Genomic DNA, 23,102 nt, shown 5'->3' with positions numbered 1-23,102 from the left:
GTGAGCATCGCAGGCCGCAAATCGCGACGCGCAGTAGGTTTTGTTAGGTGTTTTAAATGCCCATGCAAAAGAAAATTAAAAAACCCGCCAAAGTCCCCGTCCACCACGCGCCGCCACCGAACCAGGTGCGCATCATCGGCGGCCAGTGGAAGCGCTCCGTGCTGCCTGTTTTGCAAGCACTTGGCTTGCGTCCGACGCCGGACCGCGTGCGCGAAACCGTATTCAACTGGATCAATCACTTGCGCGACGGCGACTGGGCCAACGCCCAGGTGCTGGACCTGTTCGCCGGCAGCGGCGCACTGGGCTTCGAGGCGGCCAGCCGCGGCGCCGCCGCCGTTACCATGGTCGATACGCACACACCCGTGATCCGCCAGCTGGAAGAAAACAAGGCGAAACTGCGCGCCGAGAATGTCCAACTGCTGCGCGGCGACGCCCTGCTGACGGCGCAAGGCCTGGCGTCGCGCGGCCAGCGTTTCGACCTGATCTTCCTCGATCCGCCCTACCAGCAGGATTTCCTCGCCAAAGTGTTGCCCTTGTGCGCCAACCTGCTCAAGGAAGGTGGCATGGTGTATGCGGAATCGGGCTTGCCGCTGGTCTTCGATGCAAGCAGCGAACTGGAAAAACCCGAGTGGATGGCGCCGTGGGAAGTCATCCGTGCCGACAAGGCAGGCACCGTTTATTATCATTTGCTAACTTACAACAAAGTGCCGGCAACTGCCTGAATCTGCCTATAAATGAGGCAAAAAGGCTCCCTGGCCCGAGGCGCAGCACCAATTTCAGGCATAATGCGCGTCTATATTGGTGCATCGTTAGGGAGCCGCAATGGTTGTAGCCGTTTATCCAGGAACATTCGATCCGCTCACGCGCGGTCATGAAGATTTGGTGCGCCGCGCATCGGGTCTGTTTGACAAGCTGATCGTCGGTGTGGCCGACAGCAAGAACAAGCAACCGTTTTTCTCGCTCGACGAACGCCTGGAAATCGCCAACGAAGTACTCGGCCATTACCCGAATGTGCAAGTGGAAAGCTTTTCCGGCCTGCTCAAGGATTTCGTGCGCAAGCACGAAGCGCGGGTCATCGTGCGCGGCTTGCGCGCCGTCTCCGACTTCGAATATGAATTCCAGATGGCCGGCATGAACCGCTACCTGCTGCCCGATGTCGAAACCATGTTCCTGACGCCCTCCGACCAGTACCAGTTCATCTCGGGCACCATCGTGCGCGAAATCGCGGCACTGGGCGGCGACGTCTCCAAGTTTGTCTTCCCCTCGGTGAACCGCTGGCTGCAAAACAAGATTGCCGCCAACGCTGCATCATCGCAATAAGTAAGAGTGAAATCATGGCATTACTGATCACCGACGAATGCATCAATTGCGACATTTGCGAGCCCGAGTGCCCGAATGACGCGATCTACATGGGCGCGGAAATCTACGAAATCGATCCCAACAAGTGCACCGAATGCGTGGGCCACTTTGACGAGCCGCAATGCCAGCAAGTGTGCCCCGTCAGCTGCATCCCCTTCAATCCCGCCTGGCGCGAAAGCCCGGAGCAATTGATGGCCAAATACGAACGCCTGCAGGCTGAACTGCCCGCAGCCAAGGCCTGAGCGCTCTTCGTCCCCCTCACCGCCGCCACGCGCGGCCCTCTTTTACCAACTGTTCTACACTGTGTGCTGACTTATCCACAGCCCATGGTTTCCACGGAGGTAGAAGATGCAAATAAGCACATCCCGCTTGGGCCGCTCCCTGGCTGCCGCCTGCCTGTGCGCCGTCGTGGCACAACCAGCGCTGGCCGTCGAAGTGGGCGGCGTCAAATTGGACGACACGGTGCAGCTGGCCAGCCGCGAATTGAAACTCAACGGCGCAGGCGTGCGCTACAAGGTCATCTTCAAGGTCTACACGATTGCGCTGTACCTGCCGGAAAAGAAAACCCAGCTGGCCGACATCCTGGCGCTGCCCGGGCCGCGCCGTCTGGAAATCGTCATGCTGCGCGACATCACTTCTGACGAGCTGGGGCAAGCCTTCATGCAAGGCTTGAAGCGCAGTTCCGACCAGGCCGACCGCACGCGCCTGCTGAGCCAGACGATGCAGTTCGGCGCCATGTTTGAAATGGTGCCCGGCCTGAAAAAGGGCGACATCCTGACCGTGGACTGGCTGCCGGAAGAGGGGACGTTGTGCAAGCTGAACGGCAAGCAGGTGGGCGAGACGGTGCCTGACCTGGCCTTTTACAATGCGCTGCTGAAAATCTGGATCGGCGCCCATCCGGCCGACACCTTGTTGCGCGCGCATTTGCTGGGCGATATGAGCTGAAGCAAAACACGGGCGTAAAAAAAGCCGGCTCACGCCGGCTTGTCATCTGCAACAGTTGATCGCTCAGGCACGCGTCGACAGGGCGCGCAGCTCGGCGGCATTACTTGGCGACACACCATCCATCTTGCCCAGGGTGCGCTTCAAGGCTTGCGCTTCGCGCATCTGCTGGCGCGCCAGGCGCTCTTCGCGGCTCAGCTTGGGACGTACCAGCAGCACCATGGCGCGGGCGATACCCACCAGCAAAGGCTTGAACAGCAGGGCGAAGGCGCCCACGGCGACGATCACCAGCACGAGTTGCAGGGCGTTCAGCAGGGAAATCTCCAGCACGGGTGCGGATACTGCGTACAGGGCGGAGGCGAAGGTAGACATACTGTTCCAGTGCATTATAGAATTTGCCAGTACTATAGTGCAGTGCAACATATAAATCTAATTCCATTTCTTGATACCAATTATATGAATCGTGAATGGAAAACTGTAATATTTTTTGACGAGTGAAAATATTCGTGCCCGGCGCGGTTTACACTCTGAAGTAATCAATTCAACTTTTATCTTGGGCTTTCCATGAGTTTTCTGACGCTGGATCTGAACTTGCTGCGTGTTTTCGACGCCGTCATGACGGAACAAAACCTGACGCGCGCAGCCGGCCACCTGGCGATGACGCAGCCGGCGGTATCGAACGCCATCAAACGCCTGCGCGAGAGCCTCGGTGACGAATTGCTGATCCGCACGGCGTATGGCGTGAAACCCACTCCCCGCGCCGAAGCGTTGTGGCCGTCCGTGCGCTCGGCCCTGGCCAGCCTGGAAGCGGCCGTCACGCCGGAAACCTTCGATGTGTCGAAGACCCATGCCACTTTCCGCATGGCCATGGCCGATGCGACGGCCGCCTTCTGGCTGCCTTCCCTGATGCGTTCGATCGAACGGGAAGCGCCGGGCGTCAACGTGCGCATGATGCCGCTGACCACGCGCGAACCGCGGCCCATGCTGCTGCGCGGCGATATCGACCTGGCCGTGGGTTTCTTTCCGGGCGTGGCGGCGCAATTGTCGAGCGAAACGGGTTCACCCATCCGCCACGAACGCCTGTATTCCGGCAAGTATGTGTGCGTGATGCGGCGCGGCCATCCGCTGGCCGACAAGGAATTGACGCTGGATAACTACTGCGCGGCGAACCATTTATTGGTGAGCTTTTCCGGCCGCGCGCATGGCTTGATCGACGAGGCCCTGTCGCAGATCCACCGCGAACGGCGCATCTTGCTGACGGTCAACCAGTTCTTCACGGCAGGGCGCGTGGTCGCCAATTCCGACCTGATCACGGTCTTGCCGCGCCACCTGATCGCCTCGACGGGCATGACGGAGTCCCTGCTGTACAAGGATCTGCCATTGACCCTGCCAGCCGTTCACCTGGATATGCTGTGGCACGAGCGCGACGCCCGCAGCCCCGCCCACAAATGGCTGCGCAACCACCTGGAAAGCATGAACACGCCCACCTTGCGCACGGCGACGGCGGCCGGCGGCGGCGTGGCGCCCAAGCCGCATATTGAATAAATGATCTGCCAGCACCAGAAAAAAACGCCTGATGAATCATCAGGCGTTTTTTTCATGCGTGGCTGCTGGAGCGATAACCGATTCTAAAACCGCCCCAGTGCTTGCCATCGACGTGGATCGGCACGGATAAATCGTGCATGACTTCGCCCGTGTCGCGTTTATAGGTCTGCAACAGGAACGCCCTGGTGTTGCTGCCGCAGCGCTTGCCAGTACGGTCGCTGAAGATGCGCTTGGTGCGGTTATTCACCATATCGGTGGCGTAGTCGCCCGTCAGCGGCTGGGAAAACTTCTTGTTGTGCGTCGGAAAATATCCATTGTTGTCGACGGCGCCCGCATACGCCAGGTGCGGCAGGGCGGCCAGCACGCCTTCCTGCAGGTCGGGCAGCACCTTGTCCGTAAATGCGTCGAACTTCGTGTTGTGCTTGGGCGGATTGGTATTCGGGATGGGCCGGTAATGGCGGTCGAACAGGGCTTCGCGCGTGATGCGGCCCGACGCGATGGCTTGCTCGAACAGTTTGCCGACCTCCCGTGCGGCGCGCTGTGCCGCCTCGCGAATCTCGTCGTGCGGCGTGGCCACGCTCGATTCGCCGAGGGCGCCGGCGATCACTTCGGCCCGCTCGGCCAGAGCCATGGCCGACTGCGTGGCGCGCGGCAATTCGGCATTCGTCGACAACATGCTGTCGCGGATTTGCAGGATGGCGTCGGCGATCAGCTGCGTCGTATCGACGTGTTCACGCGAGGCGCGGGCGATTTGCCCGATCGCATCTTCCGACACGCCCGATGATTCCTCGATATGGCTGAGCGAGGCGTGCACGCTTTCCACATTGCGCGCCGCTTCCGTGACACCGGCCGCCAGCGAACTCATGCCACGCGCGGCTTTTTCCGACTGTTCATTGATTTCGCGCACCATCACGCTGATTTCATCGGAGGCTTCCTTGGTGCGCTGCGCCAATTGCCGCACTTCACCGGCCACCACGGCAAAACCGCGCCCGTGTTCGCCGGCGCGCGCCGCCTCGATGGCAGCGTTCAGCGCCAGCAAGTTGGTGCGCGCGGAAATATCGGAAATGGCTTCCGTAAAGCCCGTGATGCGTTTGGATTTTTCTTGCAAGCTCAGCATGGTGCTGGAGGCGCCTTGCGCTTCTTCGCGGGCGATATTGATGCGGCGCAGCCCCTGATCCACTTCGGCGCGCGCCGCCACGCTTTCCACGCGCACGCCGGCGGCCACCTTGGCGGCCCGTTCCGCATTGGCGGCGATCTTTTCCGTCATCATGGCATTTTGTGCGGAACTGTCGGCGATGTCACTGGCCGTACGCACATCGAGTTCCACCTTCTGTTTGACGGAATCGACAAAATACGAGGTTTCCGCCGCGCCTATCATGATGGCGTCGATGGCGTTGCCGACCGTATCGGCAAACTGGTGCAAGCCCGGTTCGCCGCGCGGACGGCCGGCAAACGCCAGCAGCGCGGCGCCGATGGCGGCAGCTACGCAGGCGATCAGATACGGATGTTCGCCACCCGATAGCAGCAGCAGATAAGCTAGACAACAGGCCACGGCCATGGCCAGGATCGTGAATACAAGGAAACGCACCATCTGGTGCTGCAACTGCTTCATTTGTCCCCCGCTGCGCGAACCCGCACGTCCCGCGAAAGGGACGTGCTGTAACCATATGCGGGTGGGCACGATTGCCCACTTTGCACCCTGAACGTAACGTCTGCGCGGCGTTTCAGGCGGCTACCGGATAGCAGTGTGTAGTTCTACCCTACAACAATTGTTCCGATAGCTCAATCATAAAAGTGGGACAGCTACACCGAGGTCACTTAATTGGCAGTTTGGTGGTGTTTTTGACCTCTTCCATGACGGCATAAGTGTGGGTTTCCCGCACACCTTTCTGCAACAGCGTCTTGCCCAGGAATTCGCGGTAGGCCGCCATGTCCTTGACGCGCGCCTTGACCAGGTAATCGAAACCGCCAGCCACCATGTGACATTCCAGTACCTCCGGAATGATTTGTACGCTATGCTTGAAGGCATCGAACACTTCCGGTGTCGTGCGATCGAGCACCACTTCGATGAACACCAGCAGCGACACGTCGAGCAGTTGCGGGTTCAACTGGGCCGTATAGCCCATGATGTAACCGGATTCGTGCAACTTGCGCACGCGCTCCAGGCAGGCAGCCGGCGACAGGTTCACGCGCGCCGCCAGCTCCACATTGCTGATGCGTCCATCGCTCTGCAATTCCATCAAGATTTTCTTACTGATCTTGTCCAGCATTACCATCACCCCCAAATTAATATTATTTGGTTAAATTGTCGCATCAAAAACTATCTATTGCTAGCCCCCTGTATTACCAGAATTAATCCATAAGAATCCCCTTTACAATCGAATCATCTTAACGTCCGACTTTCTGTATTTTTTTGCACCAAAAAAGAGCAAGAATTACGTCAGTTTTCGTCCCCTTTTCCTTGTAAAGAGCACTTATGCACCCTGCAGGCCCCTCGGCTTTTACCCCGATTCCTTTTGCTGCGTTCCAGGCAGAAATCCTGCCCGAAGCGACACCACAACGCGCCGCCATCACCGCCGCCTATAGGCGTGATGAGGTTTCCGCCGTGCAGTGGCTGTTGCAACAAGTCCGCCCCAGCAGCACCGAAACGATAGCCGAAGGGCAAGCTCTGGCGCACCGCCTGGTATCGAACGTGCGCCAAAAACGCACACGCGCCTCCGGTGTCGATGCACTGATGCACGAGTTCTCGCTATCGTCGGAAGAGGGTGTTGCATTAATGTGTCTGGCTGAAGCGCTGTTGCGTATACCCGACAGTCAAACGGCCGACCGTTTGATCGCCGACAAAATCAGCAAGGGCGACTGGCGCAAGCACCTGGGCGAATCGCCGTCGCTGTTCGTCAATGCCGCGACCTGGGGCTTGCTGATTACGGGCAAGCTGGTCAGTACCAGCAGCGAATCGGGCCTCGGTTCGGCCATGACCAAACTCATCGCCAAAGGCGGCGAACCGCTGATCCGCAAGGGCGTCGACCTGGCCATGCGCATGCTGGGCAACCAGTTCGTGACGGGCCAGACCATCGAAGAAGCATTGAAGAACAGCCGCGAGAACGAAACGCGCGGCTACCGTTACTCGTACGACATGCTGGGCGAGGCGGCGCTGACGCAACAGGATGCGGCCAACTACTACGCTTCGTACGAAACGGCGATCCATGCGATCGGCAAGGCGTCGAACGGCCGCGGCATCCGCAACGGTCCCGGCATTTCCGTGAAACTGTCGGCCCTGCACGCGCGCTACAGCCGCGCCCAGCGCACCCGCGTCATGGAAGAATTACTGCCGAAGGTCAAAGCACTGCTGTTGCTGGCAAAACAGTACAACATCGGCTTCAACATCGATGCGGAAGAAACGGACCGCCTGGAACTGTCGCTCGACCTGATGGAAGCACTGGCCTTCGATGCGGACCTGGCCGGTTTCGACGGCATCGGCTACGTGGTGCAGGCGTATCAGAAGCGCTGCCCCTTCGCCATCGATTTCCTGATCGACCTGGCGCACCGCAGCGGCCGCAAGTTCATGGTGCGCCTGGTGAAAGGTGCGTATTGGGATGCGGAAGTCAAACGCGCACAAGTCGATGGCCAGGAAGGCTATCCCGTCTACACGCGCAAGGTCTACACGGACGTTTCCTACCTCGTGTGCGCGCAAAAACTGCTGGCCGCCAGCAGCCTGATCTATCCACAATTTGCCACGCACAACGCGCAAACCCTGTCGACCATTTATACCTGGGCGAAGCGCGACGGCATTACCGACTATGAATTCCAGTGCTTGCACGGCATGGGAGAGACGCTGTATGACCAGGTCGTCGGCCCCGACAACCTGGACAAGCCGTGCCGCATCTACGCCCCCGTCGGTTCGCATGAAACCCTGCTGGCCTACCTGGTGCGCCGCCTGCTGGAAAACGGCGCCAACTCGTCGTTCGTCAACCAGATCGTCGACGAAAGCGTGGCCATCGATAGCCTGATCCGCGATCCGCTCGAGCAGGCGCGCCTGCAGGGCGGCTTGCCGCACCCGTCGATTCCGCTGCCGCTGGACATGTTTGGCAGCGAACGCAGGAACTCGGCCGGCCTGGACCTGTCGAATGAAGACACCTTGCGCACCCTGGCCACCGGCCTGGCGCAGCAGCAGTCATGGCAGGCAGCGCCGCTGATCGATGGCGCCGTCAGCCTAAATGGCCCCACGCACATGCTGCACAATCCTGCCCAGCACGACGATGTCGTGGGCAAGGTCATGGAAGCCGGTCCAGCCGACGTGGAAACGGCCCTGGCCAGCGCCAACGCGTATGCCATGGATTGGCAAACCACGGAACCGTCGATCCGCGCGCAAGCGCTGCAGCGCGCGGCCGACCTGTTCGAAGAACATCACATCGAGCTGATGGCCCTGGCCGTGCGCGAAGCGGGCAAGTCCCTGCCAAACGCGATCGCGGAAATCCGTGAAGCCGTCGACTTCCTGCGCTACTACGCGGCGCAGGTGGAACACGCACCGAACACCCTGGCGCTCGGTCCCGTCACCTGCATCAGCCCGTGGAATTTCCCGCTGGCCATCTTCACGGGCCAACTGGCCGCCGCCCTGGCGGCAGGCAACGTGGTGCTGGCCAAGCCGGCCGAGCAAACGCCGCTGATCGCCCACCGCGCCGTGCAATTGCTGCATGCGGCGGGCGTGCCGCGCGGCGCGCTGCAATTTTTGCCCGGCAGCGGAGAGATCGTCGGCGCCGGCCTGTGCAATGACGCGCGTGTCAAAGGCGTGATTTTCACGGGCTCGACGGAAGTGGCGCAATTGATCAACCGCAACCTGGCCACGCGCGCCGTGGCCGAAGGCATCGACATTCCCCTGATCGCCGAAACGGGTGGGCAAAATGCCCTGATCGTCGATTCGTCGGCCTTGCCGGAACAAGTGGTGCAGGACGTGATGTCGTCCGCGTTCGATAGCGCCGGCCAGCGCTGCTCGGCCTTGCGCGTGCTGTTCCTGCAAGCGGAAATCGCCGACAAGACCATCCACATGCTCAAAGGCGCCATGCAGGAATTGCGCGTTGGCAATCCTGACCGCCTGGCTACCGATATCGGTCCCGTCATCGACGCAGAAGCGCAAAGTAACCTGCTGGCGCACATCAACAAGATGAAAACCATGGCCATCGACCACTATTCGCTCGATTTGCCGACCGTCAAAGGCACGTTTGTCGCGCCGACCGTGCTGGAAATCAAGTCGCTGGCGCAATTGACGCAGGAAGTTTTCGGTCCCGTGCTGCACGTGATTCGTTACAAGCGGTCCGAACTGCCGCAACTGGTGCAATCGATCAACGACAGCGGTTACGGCTTGACCCTGGGCATCCATACGCGCATCGATGAAACCATCGATTTCATCACCAAGCGCGCGCACGTGGGCAATATCTATGTAAACCGCAACATTGTCGGCGCCGTCGTCGGCGTGCAGCCATTCGGCGGCGAAGGCAAATCCGGGACTGGCCCCAAGGCGGGCGGGCCCCTGTACCTGAAACGCCTGCAGCGCAATGCGCCGGCCGGCGCGCAGCACCAGCGCCAGGCGCCGCCAGCGCTCGACGCGCTGACCGTGTGGGCGAAGATGCATGGCCACGACAAGATCGAGCAACTGGCGCAAGACTATGCGCGCACCACCTTGCTGGGCAGCACCACCGTCTTGCCAGGCCCGACAGGCGAGCGCAATACCCTGAGCTTTGCCGCGCGTGGCACGATTTTGTGCGCTGCCGCCACCTCCGGCACGCTGATGAACCAGCTGGCAGCAGTCTTGGCCACCGGCAACCTGGCCCTGGTGCTGGCGCAAGCGCTGGATCTGATCCCTGGCGACTTGCCACCGGCGCTGAAGGACCGCATCCAGGTCGTCACCAGCCTGGAGTCGGTCCAGCATGATTTCCAGATCGCCATGATCGAGCCTAGCCTCGATGGCCAGCTCAAACCGCTGCTGGCGGCCCGGGAAGGGGCCCTGGTGGCCACCATCGCCACCACGCAGGAGGGTGTCATCCCCCTGTGGCGCCTGGTCGCTGAGCGGGCGCTGTGCGTGAATACGACGGCAGCTGGTGGAAATGCGAGTTTAATGATGCTGAGTGTCTAAAGGAACCTGAGAAAAAGTCCATGGCGTTGTTGCATTGCCTGGCCGTACATTCAATAAGAAGGGCAGAACCAGTGGTTCTGCCCTTTTTTTATGCACGCGTGATGAAAAATCAGCCAGCCAGGCGCTGGCACAATTGCTGGATCACCGCAAACGCGTATGGCGAGGCGACGGTCTGCACGAAACGCATGAAGTCGACGGCCGCCTCTTCGTTGGCGTTGTCGGAAATGGTGCGCATGACGGTAAACGGTACGCCCAGTTCAAAACACACTTGCGCCACGGCGGCGCCTTCCATTTCTACGGCCAGCAGGTCGGGGAGATCTTCTTTCAGCTGATTCACATGCGCGGCGCTGCTGATGAACTGGTCGCCGCTGGCGATCAGGCCGCGGTGCACTTGCGCGTGCTGCAAGCCAAATGCCACGATATCGGCCGCCTTGAGTACGCTGGAAACATCATCACGCAGGAAATCTTCCGCGGCGGCAACCAGTTGCGTGCTCAGTTCCAGGTCCGTGGCAAAGCGCTGCAATCCCGTCAGCGGTACTTCGAAGCGGGGAAACAGAGGGCGTGCATCCATATCGTGTTGCAGCAGCGCTTCGGCCACCACGATGTCGCCCACTTTCACGTGTTTATCCCCACTGCCGGCCACGCCGGTGAAGACGATGTGGGTAACTCCGTACTTTTCCACAAGGATAGAAGCTGTCATGGCAGCGGCAACCTTGCCCAGACGCGACAGGACGCACACAGCGTCGATATTCCACAGGGTCCCCTGGGTGTAGTCGCGCATGCCGTGCGAATGCCTCTGGGGGCCTTGCATGGCTTCTACCAGCCCCTGCTGTTCTTCATGTAAGGCACTGATGATGCCTAAACGCATTTTTTTGTGTGAATTCATACTGTTTTTACAGGTTTTTGGGATTGCCAGACGGATTACACAGTGAAAACAACCATTTCGGTGACTTTTCCACCGTTTGCGTTTGTCTCTGTGTTTTAAATAAAGATGTATACATAAAAATAGTAGTGATAGTAAACGGCCATTTTTTTGTGGATAAGTCGGTATACCGTCGAAAAATCATCGACTTAGTGCTCAAAAAAGTAGGCGCACAAGCATTGTATCTACGGAGGACTTGTTTGGGATAAAAATCGGGCTGTGGACAAAGATCGACTTTTCCCACATCTCATCCTGTGGATATGCAGGCACTTATCCACAGCATCAAGCAAAAATCACGTTTTTTCTTGCTGTAGTGGCATGTTTGACGTGCTTCGTCTGCCTTGATCCTTGCCTGGCAATCCAGGTTGAGCAATCACGAGCGTTGTTCTTTCACGGACCTTGGTATCCAGGTGATTCCTGGAAGACGGTTTTGCAGTGGATCTGGATGTGCCGTTGGCTTTTTTTTTTGACGGTTTTTGCATACTTTTTGAAAATATCCCCGCACTTCCGCTTTTTTTATCGGTTTACAATAGATCTATATATAAAAATAGTAGTAATAGTAAACGCGTTTTTTTCTGTGGATAAGTCGCTTTTTTTCAACAGGATCAATCGTTTACGCGCAAAATAAAGCGTGCATAATCGCTGTATCACGCGAGGAGCAAAATTGTATAAAATGCGAGCCTGCGCATAACTTCGTGTTTACTCACAAGTCATCCTGTGGATATCAAGTGACTTATCCACAATCGTCTCAAATTTTCCCTCTTTCCCACATAAAACCGCTTGCTGGCACTGTGCCTGGTCAGGTCTGTTGACGTTTCTATTTTGCAAAACGGTTTGGCAGTGCAGTGCGCGTGATGCCCGCCGTGCGGGTTTTCGTTGCTCAGTTGTTGGCTCGATTTTTTTGAGAACAGAAGCCGCATGCGGTTTTTTTTTGAAGACAGGCTTGCGAACCTTCTTCAAGGGAAGCGAGCTTGTCGGGTTTACCTTAACAAGTTCGTATACAAGAATAGTAATAGTAGTTAACGGGCGCATCTTCTGTGGATAAGTCCCGATTTATCCTTGTAAACAATCGCTTGGCGTACGGATAAGCGCTGAGTAAGCGTTGTATCTGCCTGGGACGGTTTCTGGACAAAAAAAAGTCGCTGAAAAAAATTTTCGTTTACACACATATCGTCCCTGTGGATATCCATACGGTTATCCACAGCTTGCAGCCCCAATTTTTATGTTCTTTTTGACCTTTGCCCGTATCGCCGGTCACGATTAATGTCGCCCTGGTCCGGCACTGGTGGTAATCTCAATACGGCTCAGCAGCCATGCATGCATGAAGAAAGACAGACTCTGGTAGCGGAACGCGGCGGGGAGACACGCCGCGCGACAGCTTGATGGCATACCGAAAGGAGCTTCATTGGAATCGGCAGGCGAATACGACTACATCATCGTGGGCGGTGGCACGGCAGGTTGCGTGCTGGCCAACCGGCTCACACGCGACAAGGACGCCAACGTTTTGCTTGTGGAAGCGGGTGGCAAGGACGATTACGTGTGGATCCACATCCCCGTCGGCTATCTGCATTGCATCGGCAATCCCCGCACGGACTGGCTGTATTCCACGCAGGCGGACGCGGGACTGGGCGGGCGCAGCCTGATCTATCCCCGTGGCAAAGTCCTGGGCGGCAGCTCCTCCATCAACGGCATGATCTATATGCGGGGCCAGGCTGGCGATTACGACCACTGGGCCGACCTGACGGACGACGTTTCCTGGCGCTGGGACAAGGTCTTGCCGCTCTTTAAACAAAGCGAGGATTACTACGGCGGCGCCTCGGAAAACCATGGCGTGGGCGGTGAATGGCGCGTGGAAAAACAGCGGCTGTCGTGGGACATCCTGAACGCGTTCCGCGACGCCGCGCAGCAGGTCGGCATCCCGAAAACCAGCGATTTCAATGGCGGCGACAATAGCGGCAGTGCGTATTTCGACGTCAATCAGCGCCGCGGCATCCGCTGGAATACCTCGAAAGCGTTTTTAAAACCGGCATCGCGCCGCCCGAATCTGACCATCATGACGGGCTGCCACGTGGAACGTCTTCTGCTGGAAACGACGGAGTCGGGGCCGCGCTGCGCGGGCATCGTATTTACAGGCGGCGGCACGCAGTGGCGGGCGACGGCCCGGCGGGAAACCTTGCTGACGGCAGGCGCCATCGGTTCGCCGCAATTGCTGCAGTTGTCCGGCATCGGTCCGGCCGCCTTGTTGCAGCAGCATGGGATTGTTCCCGTGCTGGACTCGCCTGGCGTGGGCGGCAATCTGCAAGACCATCTGCAGCTGCGCATGGTCTTTAAAGTGCAGGGAGTAAAAACTCTGAATGTCATGGCGGGCAATATGCTGGGCAAGATGCAGATCGGTTTGCAATATGCGTTGTTCCAGAGTGGGCCCATGTCGATGGCGCCGTCGCAGTTGGGGGCGTTCGCCAAGTCCGATCCGCAGCAAGCCACGCCGAACCTGCAATACCACGTCCAGCCGCTGTCACTGGACAAATTCGGCGAACCGCTGCATGCGTTTCCCGCGTTTACGGCCAGCGTCTGCAATCTGCGTCCCACCTCGCGCGGCCATGTGCATATCGCGTCGGCCGACAGCTATGCGGCGCCGAACATCATGCCTAACTATCTCAGTACGCAGCAGGACCGCGCCGTGGCGGCCGACGCCTTGCGCCTGACGCGGGCCATCGCCGCCGCGCCGGCCCTGAAAAAGTTTGCACCGCAGGAATACAAGCCCGGCGTGCAATTCCAGAGCGAGGAAGAACTGGCGCAGGCGGCCAGCCAGATCGGCACCACCATCTTCCACCCGGTAGGCACCTGCCGCATGGGCCTGGCCAGCGAAGCTTCCAGCGTGGTCGACAGCACCTTGCGCGTGATCGGCGTGGCGGGCTTGCGCGTCGTCGATGCATCGATCATGCCGTACATTACTTCTGGTAACACGAACTCGCCGACGGTGATGATCGCGGAAAAAGCGGCGCAAATGATACACGCGGCCTGGAAATAGCAGGAAATAGCTGAGTAAAGGCGCGAGTTTGCGCCATTCGGGCTGGCGCAAAATCCCCGTAGTTATACTGTATTGTGCGTTAAATTTAAGTTGTGTATTATAAAAATGACTAAGTAGTACAAAAAGTACAACTAGGAGACACGATGTCAAACGTAATCTTGGAAACAAGAAATTTGACCAAGGAATTCAAGGGTTTCACCGCTGTGAGCGAGGTGAACCTGAAGGTAGAGCGGGGCCATATCCACGCCTTGATCGGCCCGAACGGCGCCGGCAAGACCACGTGCTTTAACTTGCTCACCAAATTCCTGGTCCCCACTTCCGGACAGATCCTGTTCAATGGGAAAGATATCACGGCCGCCAAACCGGCCCAGATCGCGCGCATGGGCGTGATCCGTTCCTTCCAGATTTCCGCCGTCTTCCCGCATTTATCCGTGCTGCAAAATGTGCGTATCGGTTTGCAGCGCCAATTGGGTACCTCGTTCCACTTCTGGCAAAGCGAACGTGCATTGAACCAGCTCAACGACCGCGCCATGGCCTTGCTGGCCGAAGTCGACCTGACGGAGTTTGCCGACACCATCACGGTCGACATGCCGTACGGGCGCAAGCGGGCTTTGGAAATTGCCACCACCCTGGCGATGGAGCCGGAAATGATGCTGCTCGATGAACCAACGCAGGGCATGGGCCACGAAGACGTGCACCGCGTGACGGAACTGATCAAGAAGGTATCGGCCGGTCGCACGATTTTGATGGTGGAACACAATATGAGCGTGGTTTCCGGCATCTGCGACAAGATTTCCGTCCTGCAGCGCGGCGCCATGCTGGCCGAAGGCAGTTACGCGGAAGTGTCGCGCAATCCGCAAGTGATGGAAGCGTACATGGGCACCACCCACGCCGAACTGGAAGGGGCGCATTGATGGCGACACAAGTGAATCGCAGCGCACCCGCGCTGGAAATTGCACAGTTGCACACCTGGTATGGCGAATCGCACATCCTGCACGACGTGAACCTGAAAGTGGAGCAGGGCGAAGTGGTGACTTTGCTGGGACGCAACGGCGCCGGCCGCACCACCACCTTGCGCGCCATCATGGGCTTGACGGGCGCGCGCACCGGGTCCATCAAAGTCAACGGCGTCGAAGCGATAGGTTTGGCCACGCACAAAATCGCCCACCTGGGCATCGGTTATTGTCCCGAAGAGCGCGGCATTTTTTCATCGCTGTCGACCGAGGAAAACCTGCTGCTGCCACCGACCCTGGCCAGCGGCGAGAAGGGCATGTCGGTGGAGGAAATCTACGCCATGTTCCCGAATTTGCAGGAACGCCGCCACAGCCAGGGCACGCGCCTGTCGGGCGGGGAACAGCAGATGCTGGCCGTGGCGCGCATCTTGCGCACTGGCGCGCGGCTGCTGCTGCTCGATGAAATATCCGAGGGCCTGGCGCCCGTCATCGTGCAAGGGCTGGCGCGCATGATCACCACCCTGAAAGCGAAGGGCTACACCATTGTCATGGTAGAACAGAATTTCCGGTTTGCCGCGCCGCTGGCGGACCGGTTTTATGTGATGGAGCACGGTCAGATCGTCGAGACTTTTGCTGCATCCGAACTGGAGGCCAAGATGCCGGTATTGACCGAGTTGCTTGGCGTGTAGTCCCCAAGTAGTACGCGTATATCTGGTACGCGTCATTGTCCAGCAATCGACTGAATAGCAAACAATAATCCCAACGGAGACACTATGAAACGTAACGCTATCGCCATTGCCACCGCCACTCTTTGCGCATTGGGCTTTTCCGCTGCCGCGCACGCCCAGGTATCGGGCGACACCATCAAGATCGGTTTTATTTCCGACATGTCGGGCGTGTATTCCGACGTCGACGGCCTCGGCGGCGCGGAAGCCATCAAGATGGCGATCGCCGATGCCGGTGTCGTTCTCGCCGGCAAAAAGGTGGAATTCATTTCCGCCGACCATCAAAACAAGGCTGACATCGCCGCTTCGAAGGCGCGCGAATGGTTCGACCAGCAGGGCGTTGACATGCTGATCGGCGGCACCAATTCCGGCGCCAGCCTGGCCATGGCCAAGGTCGCGGCGGAAAAGAAAAAAATCTTCATCGCCATCGGCGCCGGTTCCTCGCGCCTGACGAATGAAGAGTGCACGCCGTACACCGTGCATTACGCCTACGACACGGTGGCGCTGGCGCGCGGTACAGGCGGCACCATCGTCAAGCAGGGCGGCAAGAACTGGTATTTCATGACGGCGGACTACGCGTTTGGCCATTCGCTGGAAAAAGACACGGCCGAGGTCGTCAAGGCGGCTGGCGGCAAGGTGCTGGGCAGCGTCAAGCATCCGCTGGGCGCTTCGGATTTCTCTTCCTTCCTGCTGCAGGCGCAATCGTCCAAGCCGCAAATCCTCGGTCTGGCCAATGCCGGCGGCGACGCCATCAACAGCATCAAGGCGGCCAACGAGTTCGGCCTGACGAAATCGATGAAGCTGGCCGGCTTGCTGATCTTTATCAATGACATCCATTCCCTGGGCTTGAACCTGACGCAAGGCATGTACCTGACGGATGGCTGGTACTGGGACTTGAATGCGGATACCCGGGCCTGGTCGAAACGCTATTTCGCCAAGATGAAGAAAGAGCCGTCGATGCTGCAGGCGGCCGATTACTCGGCCGCGGCGAACTACCTGAAAGCCGTCAAGGCGCTGGGGACGGATGACACCGAGAAAGTCATGGCTTACCTGAAAAAGACCAAGATCAACGACATGTTCACGCAGAATGGCGAAGTGCGTCCCGATGGCCGCATGGTGCACGATATGTACCTGATGGAAGTCAAGAAACCGTCCGAGTCGAAGTACCCATGGGATTACTACAAGGTGGTTGCCACCGTGCCCGGTGCGCAAGCGTACGTGACCAAGGCCGAGTCGAAGTGTTCGTTGTGGAAGTAACGCTGTAGCCATACCCCCAGCGGATCGCCTGCCTGTGCGCGGGTGGTCCGTCCTGCACGCGCTTCGCTTGCAGGGTTCGCCTTGCGCCGCCGTACCAGTCTGGTCTGCGGTGGCGTGTTTCCCTTGATACCACACCGCTACCCGGCGGTGCTTTTTATACTGTGATGCCATGGAAATTTTCGGCGTTCCATTACAAGCGATGATGAGCCAGCTGCTGCTGGGTCTCGTCAACGGCTCGTTCTATGCCATGTTGTCCCTCGGTCTGGCCGTCATCTTCGGCTTGCTCAACGTTATTAATTTCTCGCACGGCGCCATGTACATGATGGGCGCCTTCCTGGCCTGGATGGGCCTCAGTTATTTTGACATCAATTACTGGGCCATGCTGGTCATCGCCCCGATCCTCGTCGGCCTGGTTGGCATCCTGATCGAAAAGACCATGCTGCGCTGGCTATATAAACTCGACCACCTGTATGGCTTGCTGCTGACCTTTGGCATCACCCTGATCATGGAAGGCGTGTTTCGCTCCTTCTATGGCGTCTCGGGCCAGCCGTATGCGGTGCCCGAAGCGCTGGCTGGCGCGACGGACCTGGGTTTCATGATCTTGCCGAACTACCGCGCCTGGGTAGTGATTGCTTCACTCTCCGTGTGCCTGGCCACCTGGTTCGTCATCGAAAAAACCAAGCTGGGCGCCTACCTGCGGGCCGGCACGGAAAACCCGAAACTGGTGGAAGCGTTCGGCATCAACGTGCCGCTGATGGTCACCCTGACGTTTGGCTTCGGCGTGGCGCTGGCCGGTTTCGCCGGCGTGCTGGCGGCGCCGATCATCCAGGTCTCGCCGCTGATGGGCTCGAACCTCATCATCGTCGTGTTTGCCGTCGTGGTGATCGGCGGCATGGGGTCCATCATGGGGTCCATCCTGACCGGCCTGGGACTGGGCGTGATCGAGGGCCTGACCCGCGTGTTCTACCCGGAAGGCTCGGCCACCGTGGTGTTCGTGGTGATGGTCATCGTGCTGCTGCTGCGTCCCGCCGGCCTGTTCGGCAAAGAAAAGTAATCCTCATCAGTCATGTATTGGAGCTACCACGATGAATAAGAATGTAGGCTACGCCATTGCCTTGCTGCTGGCGTTGGCGGCCCCGTTTTACGGCTATCCCGTCTTCCTGATGAAGTTGCTGTGCTTTGCCCTGTTTGCCTGCGCGTTTAACTTGCTGATCGGCTACACGGGCTTGCTGTCGTTTGGCCATGCGGCCTTCTTCGGCGGCGCCGGTTATGTCACCGGCTACGCGCTGCGCACCTGGGGCTGGCCAACGGAACTGGGCTTGCTGGCCGGCGTCGCCACGGGCGCCTTGCTGGGCCTGGTGATTGGCGGCCTGGCGATCCGTCGCCAGGGCATCTACTTTACGATGATCACCCTGGCGCTGGCACAGATGGTGTACTTCCTGGCCTTGCGCCTGCCCTTTACCGGCGGCGAGGATGGCTTGCAGGGTGTTCCACGTGGAACCTTGCTGGGCACGATAGACCTGGCCAACGACACCGTCTTGTACTACGTCGTGCTGGCCATCTTCGTGGCCGGCTTCGCCCTGATCGTGCGCACCATCCACTCGCCGTTCGGACAAGTGCTCAAGGCGATCAAGGAAAACGAACCGCGCGCCATCTCGCTCGGTTACGACGTCAACAAGTACAAGCTGATGGCCATCGTGCTGTCCGCTTCGTTGGCCGCCCTGGCCGGCGCCACCAAGACGCTGGTGCTGGGCTTTGAAACCTTGACCGATGTCTACTGGGGCATGTCGGGCCTGGTCGTGCTGATGACCTTGGTAGGCGGCATGGGCACGTTGTCCGGTCCCATCCTCGGCGCAGTATTGATCATCGCGCTGGAAAACAAGCTGGGCGATGTCGGTACCTATCTGGCCACGCACACGGGCATCGAGTGGTTCGGCACCCTGGGCGAATCCGTGGGCATGGTGACCGGTGTGATCTTCGTCATCTGCGTGCTGATGTTCCGGCGCGGCATCGTCGGCGAAGCCATCGCGCGCTTCGGCGGCAGGGCTGCCAAAGCTGCTGTCTGATTTTCAAGCAACGCCGGACGAATCGTCCGGCGTTTTTCATTGTGCGTCCACTGTTACTCTAACGGAGAGAACCACCATGCAAACGACGATCACGCGCGCGGGGAGCCTGTGCACCCTGCTGGCGTTGGCAGCCTGCGGCAGCAATCATGCGCCGGAAGAACTGAACCAGATGCCCGGCTACCTGGGCACCATCACGCGCGCCGACTACGATGGCAAAACCAATGATTTGCTGACGGCCGGCCTGGGCAAGACAGGGCTGGCCGGCGCCGCGCCCGCGTATGCGAACGTGGAACAGCCGACGTCGCTCGAACTGCGTCGCAATGCCATCTACGCCAATTACCGCGCCGTGCTCGACATTGCCGCCAACAGTGGCTACGGCACCCTGTATGGACCGAACGTGGATGCGTCCGGGAACGTGGGTACGGGCGAGGGTCTGGTCGCGGGCAGTGAATACATCGCCTATGCCGACGATGGCACGGGCAAGAAGAATGTCACCTTGATGGTGCAGGTGCCAGCCAGCTTCGATCCCGACCATGCCTGCATCGTCACGGGCACGTCCAGCGGCTCGCGCGGCATCTATGGCGCCATCGGCAGCTCCGGCGAATGGGGCTTGAAGAAGGGCTGCGCCGTGGCGTATGCCGACAAGGGCTCCGGCACGGGCCTGTATGTGTTCGAGGACGACAGCGTCAACCTGCAAAACGGCGTGCGCGCGGGCAGGGTGGCCGCGGGCAAGAACGCGCTCTTTGCGCCGGACTTGAGCGATGCCGATCGGCTGGCCTGGGCCGCCGCGAACCCGAACCGTATCGCCTTCAAGCATGCGCACTCGCAGCAGAACCCGGAGAAGGATTGGGGCAAGGTCACCTTGCAGGCGATCGAGATGGCATATTTTGTCTTGAACGAACGCTATGGCGTGCTGGCCCGCGATGGCAGTTCGCGCATCGTGCGGCTCACGCCGAAGAACACCATCACGATAGCTTCGAGCATTTCCAACGGCGCTGGCTCAGCCTTGCTGGCGGCAGAGCAGGATAGCAAGGGCTTGATCAGCGGCGTGGCGGCCAGCGAGCCGCAGGTCCAGCCGGCAGCATCGAGCACCTACAGCGTGCGCCAGGGTGGGGCGGTAGTCGCCAATCCGGGCCGTGCGCTGTTTGACTACGCCACCTATGCGGCCCTGTATCAGCCGTGCATCGCTTCCGTGGTGGGCAATGCGGGACGCTGCACGGCGCTGGTAGCCAAGGGCTTGTTGAACGGCGCCGACCTGGCGGCGCAGCAGGCGGACGCGAAGCAGCGCTTGCGCGCATATGGCTGGCTGGTCGATTCCGATCCGCTGCAGGCCGCACACGCGGGGACGAATATCCTGGTAGCCGTCACGTATGCCTATGCCTACGGAAAATTTTCCGTGACGGACAAGGTGTGCGGTTTCACATTTGCGCAGACGGATGGCAGCGGCAATCCTATCCCGTTTACTTCCGCGCAAAAGGCGGCCAGCTTTGCCGCGCAAAACGGCATCCTCGGCAGTGTCGTGTACGAGAACAGCGTGGGCGGGGCCAGGGTCTACACGGTTGGCGTGTCGCCGTCAAACAGCCTGGCGGACCAGTCGCTCGATGGCTTCCTGTGCCTGCGCAGCCTGGCGACGGGCAAGGATGCCGTCAGCGGCGCCAGCTTGCAGGGCAGCCTGGCCACGCAAAGCGTGCGCGTGCGTGCCGGCATGGCCGAAGTGGCGGCCAGCGGTAAATTGAATGGCAAGCCGGCCATCATCGTGCACGGCCGCAGCGATACCCTGATTCCCGTCAATCACGCTTCGCGCGCCTACCTGGGGCTGAACGCCGCGGTGGAGGGGGCAAGTAGCCGGCTGCGCTATATCGAGGTGACCAATGCCAACCACTTCGATTCCTTCAGCAGCGCCTTGCCAACCTTGATCGTGCCGCTACATGTGTACCTGAACCGGGCGCTCGATGCCATGTATGCGCACTTGAACGCCAAGCAGGCCTTGCCGCCATCGCAGGTGGTGCGCACGGTGACGCGCGCCGATGCGTCAACCTTGATCACGAATGTCAACGTGCCGGCGATTGCGGCAACGCCAGTGGCGAGCAATGCGATCAGCGTGACGGGGACGGTGGTGGATATTCCCAACTAGCGTCAGCTTGCCTGTCGCGCGAGAGCCACGTCGAGTACGTGGCTTTTTTTTGCGCTTATAGCGCGGCCGCGTAGATGGCGCGGGCATCAAGACGCGTGACGGGACGAGGATTGTTGCCCAGCAAGCGCGTCTGCAGCATGGCTTCATCGGCCAGCCGGTCCAGGTCGCTGGCCGCGATGCCTACTTCGCGCAGGGTACGCGCGATGCCTGTAGCCAGGGCAATCTCCTGCATGGCGTCGATCAGGGCCTCGGCCCGCGCTTCCTCGCTGCCCGTGATGCCGGGCTGCAGAACAGCCGCCAGCTGCGCATACAGAGGCGCCGCGTGGGACAGATTAAAGCGCAGAACGTGCGGCAGCACCAGCGCATTCGACAGGCCGTGTGGCACGTGGAACAGTCCACCGATGGGATAGGCGAGCGCATGCACGGCGGCCACGGGCGCATTGGCAAACGCCTGGCCGGCCAGCATGGCGCCCAGCAGCATGGCTTGCCGCGCCGGCAAATTGCTGCCATCGCGGCAGGCGGTGACCAGGTTGCGGGAGAGCAGCGACAGCGCCTGGGTGGCCAGCATGTCGGACAATGGATTTTTGAGCAGGCGGCTGGTGTAAGCTTCGATGGCGTGCACCATGGCGTCGATGCCGGTGGCGGCTGTCACGGCGGGCGGCAAGCCCAGGGTCAGGCTGGCGTCGAGGATGGCCAGGTCCGCATAGAGTTGCGGCGCGACCACGCCCATCTTGCTGGTGGCGCCCGTGGTGACGATGGCGATGTGCGTGACTTCCGAACCCGTGCCGGCCGTGGTCGGCAATTGCACTAGGGGCAGGCGCTGGCCGTGGACATTGCCGATGCCATACAGTTGCGCCAGTTCCTGGTGGCCCGGCGCCAGCACGGCGATCAGCTTGGCCACGTCCAGCGAGCTGCCGCCACCGAGGCCGATAATCAGTTCCACGTGAAACATCTGGGCCTGGGCCACGCCGGCCAGCACGATGGCTTCGGGTGGATCGGCTTGCACATCGGAAAAGACGTGTACCTCGATGCCTGCCGCCCGCAAGCTGTGCAGGGGAACATCGGCCAGGCCCGTGCGCAGGAAGCCCGCGTCGGTGACGAGCAAGGCCCGGCGCACGGTGGGGAAGTGATGGGCGATATGCGTGCCCAACTGGGCGGCAGCGCCCCCTTCAACGATCAGATGGGGCACGGTGCGGAACTGGAAGGCGGACATGCAGACTCCTGACAGTGAAGACAGAAGCCAAGCTTACTCCGCTTTCCAGCCCCGCGTCTGTTTCACGTGGAACAGACGCGGGCTACTCCCACTCCAGCGCGCCGCGTTTCCATTCATACGCCAGGCCGATGGCCAACACGCTCAAGAAACCCATGACGGCCCAGAAGCCGGGCAAGCCGAGTTCGTTCACGTTGGCCGCCCACGGCATCAGGAAGATCACCTCGATATCGAACAGGATGAAGAGGATGGCGACCAGGTAGAAGCGGATGTCGAACTTCATGCGTGCGTCGCCGAACGCCTCGAAGCCGCATTCATACGGCGACAGCTTTTGCGCATCGGGTTTGTGCGGACCGAGCGCGCGCCCCAGCAGCATGGGGACGATGCCGACCAGGATGCCGATCAGAATGAACAAGAGGACGGGAAAATAGTTTTCGAGGAGCATGCGGATTCCTCTCAGTGGCTGGACGACAGTTTCATCAGCACGATGCCGCACACGATGAGGACGGCGGCGCACACACGCATGGCATTAAGATGCTCACCCAGAAAGACGACGCCGACGATAAAGGCGCCGACGGCGCCGATACCGGTCCAGATCGTATAGGCCGTGCCCAGGGGCAGGGTGCGCATGGCTAGCGACAGCAAGCCGAAGCTGGCGATCATCATGACCACGGTAATCACGGAGGGGGTGAGTTTGGTGAAACCCTCGGAGAGTTTCATCGAGTACGCCCACACGACTTCAAGCATGCCGGCAATTAGTAACAGTATCCAGGCCATGGCGGCTCCTTATACAGAGCGGGCCGTCCCGGTGTGTGCCCATGATGGGGG

20 protein-coding genes are annotated in these 23,102 nt (G+C 59.8%); 13 read left to right on the top strand and 7 right to left on the bottom strand.

The window, feature by feature from the left end:
* Nucleotides 1–62 precede the first annotated feature (62 nt).
* The 4 genes from rsmD (at nt 63) to ACQ4WY_RS16165 (ending at nt 2,304) form a co-directional block, all read left to right on the top strand.
* A complete protein-coding gene (gene rsmD, locus ACQ4WY_RS16180) occupies nt 63–722 on the top strand; it encodes a 16S rRNA (guanine(966)-N(2))-methyltransferase RsmD (RefSeq protein ID WP_436504903.1) in 660 nt (219 codons plus the stop codon).
* Nucleotides 723–822: 100 nt separating this feature from the next.
* On the top strand, nt 823–1,320 hold the full coding sequence (gene coaD / locus ACQ4WY_RS16175) for a pantetheine-phosphate adenylyltransferase (protein ID WP_034752633.1): 498 nt from the start codon (nt 823–825) through the stop codon (nt 1,318–1,320).
* A gap of 14 nt (nt 1,321–1,334) precedes the next feature.
* A complete protein-coding gene (locus ACQ4WY_RS16170) occupies nt 1,335–1,601 on the top strand; it encodes a YfhL family 4Fe-4S dicluster ferredoxin (RefSeq protein ID WP_077398358.1) in 267 nt (88 codons plus the stop codon).
* Nucleotides 1,602–1,707: 106 nt separating this feature from the next.
* A complete protein-coding gene (locus ACQ4WY_RS16165) occupies nt 1,708–2,304 on the top strand; it encodes a chalcone isomerase family protein (protein ID WP_436504902.1) in 597 nt (198 codons plus the stop codon).
* Between the two features lie 63 nt (nt 2,305–2,367).
* On the opposite strand, the gene ACQ4WY_RS16160 is transcribed toward ACQ4WY_RS16165, so the two are convergent.
* Nucleotides 2,368–2,673, bottom strand: a complete 306-nt coding sequence (locus ACQ4WY_RS16160) for a hypothetical protein (RefSeq protein WP_034783860.1) — start codon at nt 2,671–2,673, stop codon at nt 2,368–2,370.
* Between the two features lie 192 nt (nt 2,674–2,865).
* On the opposite strand from ACQ4WY_RS16160, the gene ACQ4WY_RS16155 reads away from it, so the two are divergent.
* Nucleotides 2,866–3,846, top strand: a complete 981-nt coding sequence (locus ACQ4WY_RS16155) for a LysR family transcriptional regulator (protein WP_034752642.1) — start codon at nt 2,866–2,868, stop codon at nt 3,844–3,846.
* Between the two features lie 52 nt (nt 3,847–3,898).
* Here ACQ4WY_RS16155 and ACQ4WY_RS16150 read toward each other — a convergent pair whose 3' ends face one another.
* Entirely contained in the window at nt 3,899–5,458 is a 1,560-nt protein-coding gene (locus tag ACQ4WY_RS16150; RefSeq protein ID WP_436504901.1) for a methyl-accepting chemotaxis protein, read from the bottom strand.
* Between the two features lie 202 nt (nt 5,459–5,660).
* Entirely contained in the window at nt 5,661–6,116 is a 456-nt protein-coding gene (locus tag ACQ4WY_RS16145; RefSeq protein WP_010393827.1) for an Lrp/AsnC ligand binding domain-containing protein, read from the bottom strand.
* Nucleotides 6,117–6,322: 206 nt separating this feature from the next.
* Between ACQ4WY_RS16145 and putA the strand changes: the two genes are divergently transcribed.
* On the top strand, nt 6,323–9,976 hold the full coding sequence (gene putA / locus ACQ4WY_RS16140) for a trifunctional transcriptional regulator/proline dehydrogenase/L-glutamate gamma-semialdehyde dehydrogenase (protein ID WP_436504900.1): 3,654 nt from the start codon (nt 6,323–6,325) through the stop codon (nt 9,974–9,976).
* Between the two features lie 109 nt (nt 9,977–10,085).
* Here putA and ACQ4WY_RS16135 read toward each other — a convergent pair whose 3' ends face one another.
* A complete protein-coding gene (locus tag ACQ4WY_RS16135) occupies nt 10,086–10,844 on the bottom strand; it encodes a 5'-methylthioadenosine/adenosylhomocysteine nucleosidase (protein ID WP_436504899.1) in 759 nt (252 codons plus the stop codon).
* Nucleotides 10,845–12,303: 1,459 nt separating this feature from the next.
* Here ACQ4WY_RS16135 and ACQ4WY_RS16130 point away from each other — a divergent pair.
* From ACQ4WY_RS16130 to ACQ4WY_RS16100, 7 genes are all read left to right on the top strand, one after another.
* Nucleotides 12,304–13,929, top strand: a complete 1,626-nt coding sequence (locus ACQ4WY_RS16130) for a GMC family oxidoreductase (protein ID WP_436504898.1) — start codon at nt 12,304–12,306, stop codon at nt 13,927–13,929.
* A 143-nt stretch (nt 13,930–14,072) separates the two neighbouring features.
* On the top strand, nt 14,073–14,843 hold the full coding sequence (locus ACQ4WY_RS16125) for an ABC transporter ATP-binding protein (protein WP_035823437.1): 771 nt from the start codon (nt 14,073–14,075) through the stop codon (nt 14,841–14,843).
* The gene (locus tag ACQ4WY_RS16120; protein ID WP_436504897.1) at nt 14,843–15,571 is read left to right on the top strand and encodes an ABC transporter ATP-binding protein; all 729 of its coding nucleotides are present in this window, start codon (nt 14,843–14,845) and stop codon (nt 15,569–15,571) included. The genes ACQ4WY_RS16125 and ACQ4WY_RS16120 overlap by 1 nt, the downstream gene beginning before the upstream one ends.
* An 84-nt stretch (nt 15,572–15,655) precedes the next feature.
* Complete coding sequence (locus ACQ4WY_RS16115) at nt 15,656–16,864, top strand: ABC transporter substrate-binding protein (RefSeq protein WP_092609614.1); 1,209 nt, start codon at nt 15,656–15,658, stop codon at nt 16,862–16,864.
* A 169-nt stretch (nt 16,865–17,033) separates the two neighbouring features.
* The gene (locus tag ACQ4WY_RS16110; RefSeq protein ID WP_070288905.1) at nt 17,034–17,918 is read left to right on the top strand and encodes a branched-chain amino acid ABC transporter permease; all 885 of its coding nucleotides are present in this window, start codon (nt 17,034–17,036) and stop codon (nt 17,916–17,918) included.
* 31 nt (nt 17,919–17,949) lie between these two features.
* Nucleotides 17,950–18,930 carry a branched-chain amino acid ABC transporter permease gene (locus tag ACQ4WY_RS16105; protein ID WP_353659391.1) on the top strand — a complete coding sequence of 327 codons (981 nt, stop codon included), beginning with the start codon at nt 17,950–17,952 and terminating at the stop codon, nt 18,928–18,930.
* A gap of 76 nt (nt 18,931–19,006) precedes the next feature.
* On the top strand, nt 19,007–21,064 hold the full coding sequence (locus ACQ4WY_RS16100) for a 3-hydroxybutyrate oligomer hydrolase family protein (RefSeq protein WP_436504896.1): 2,058 nt from the start codon (nt 19,007–19,009) through the stop codon (nt 21,062–21,064).
* 55 nt (nt 21,065–21,119) lie between these two features.
* On the opposite strand, the gene ACQ4WY_RS16095 is transcribed toward ACQ4WY_RS16100, so the two are convergent.
* From ACQ4WY_RS16095 to sugE, 3 genes are all read right to left on the bottom strand, one after another.
* Entirely contained in the window at nt 21,120–22,277 is a 1,158-nt protein-coding gene (locus ACQ4WY_RS16095; RefSeq protein ID WP_436504895.1) for an iron-containing alcohol dehydrogenase, read from the bottom strand.
* Nucleotides 22,278–22,359: 82 nt separating this feature from the next.
* Nucleotides 22,360–22,719, bottom strand: coding sequence for an NADH-quinone oxidoreductase subunit A (locus ACQ4WY_RS16090; protein ID WP_436504894.1), 360 nt, complete (start codon nt 22,717–22,719; stop codon nt 22,360–22,362).
* Between the two features lie 11 nt (nt 22,720–22,730).
* Nucleotides 22,731–23,051, bottom strand: coding sequence for a quaternary ammonium compound efflux SMR transporter SugE (gene sugE / locus ACQ4WY_RS16085; protein WP_436504893.1), 321 nt, complete (start codon nt 23,049–23,051; stop codon nt 22,731–22,733).
* Nucleotides 23,052–23,102: the final 51 nt, after the last annotated feature.

The organism is Janthinobacterium salmonicoloratum, assembly GCF_051380845.1.
GTDB classification, from domain to species: domain Bacteria; phylum Pseudomonadota; class Gammaproteobacteria; order Burkholderiales; family Burkholderiaceae_D; genus Janthinobacterium; species Janthinobacterium lividum_F.
Note: the sequence above shows the minus strand (reverse complement) of the source record. Positions and strands in the feature narration are given on the sequence as shown.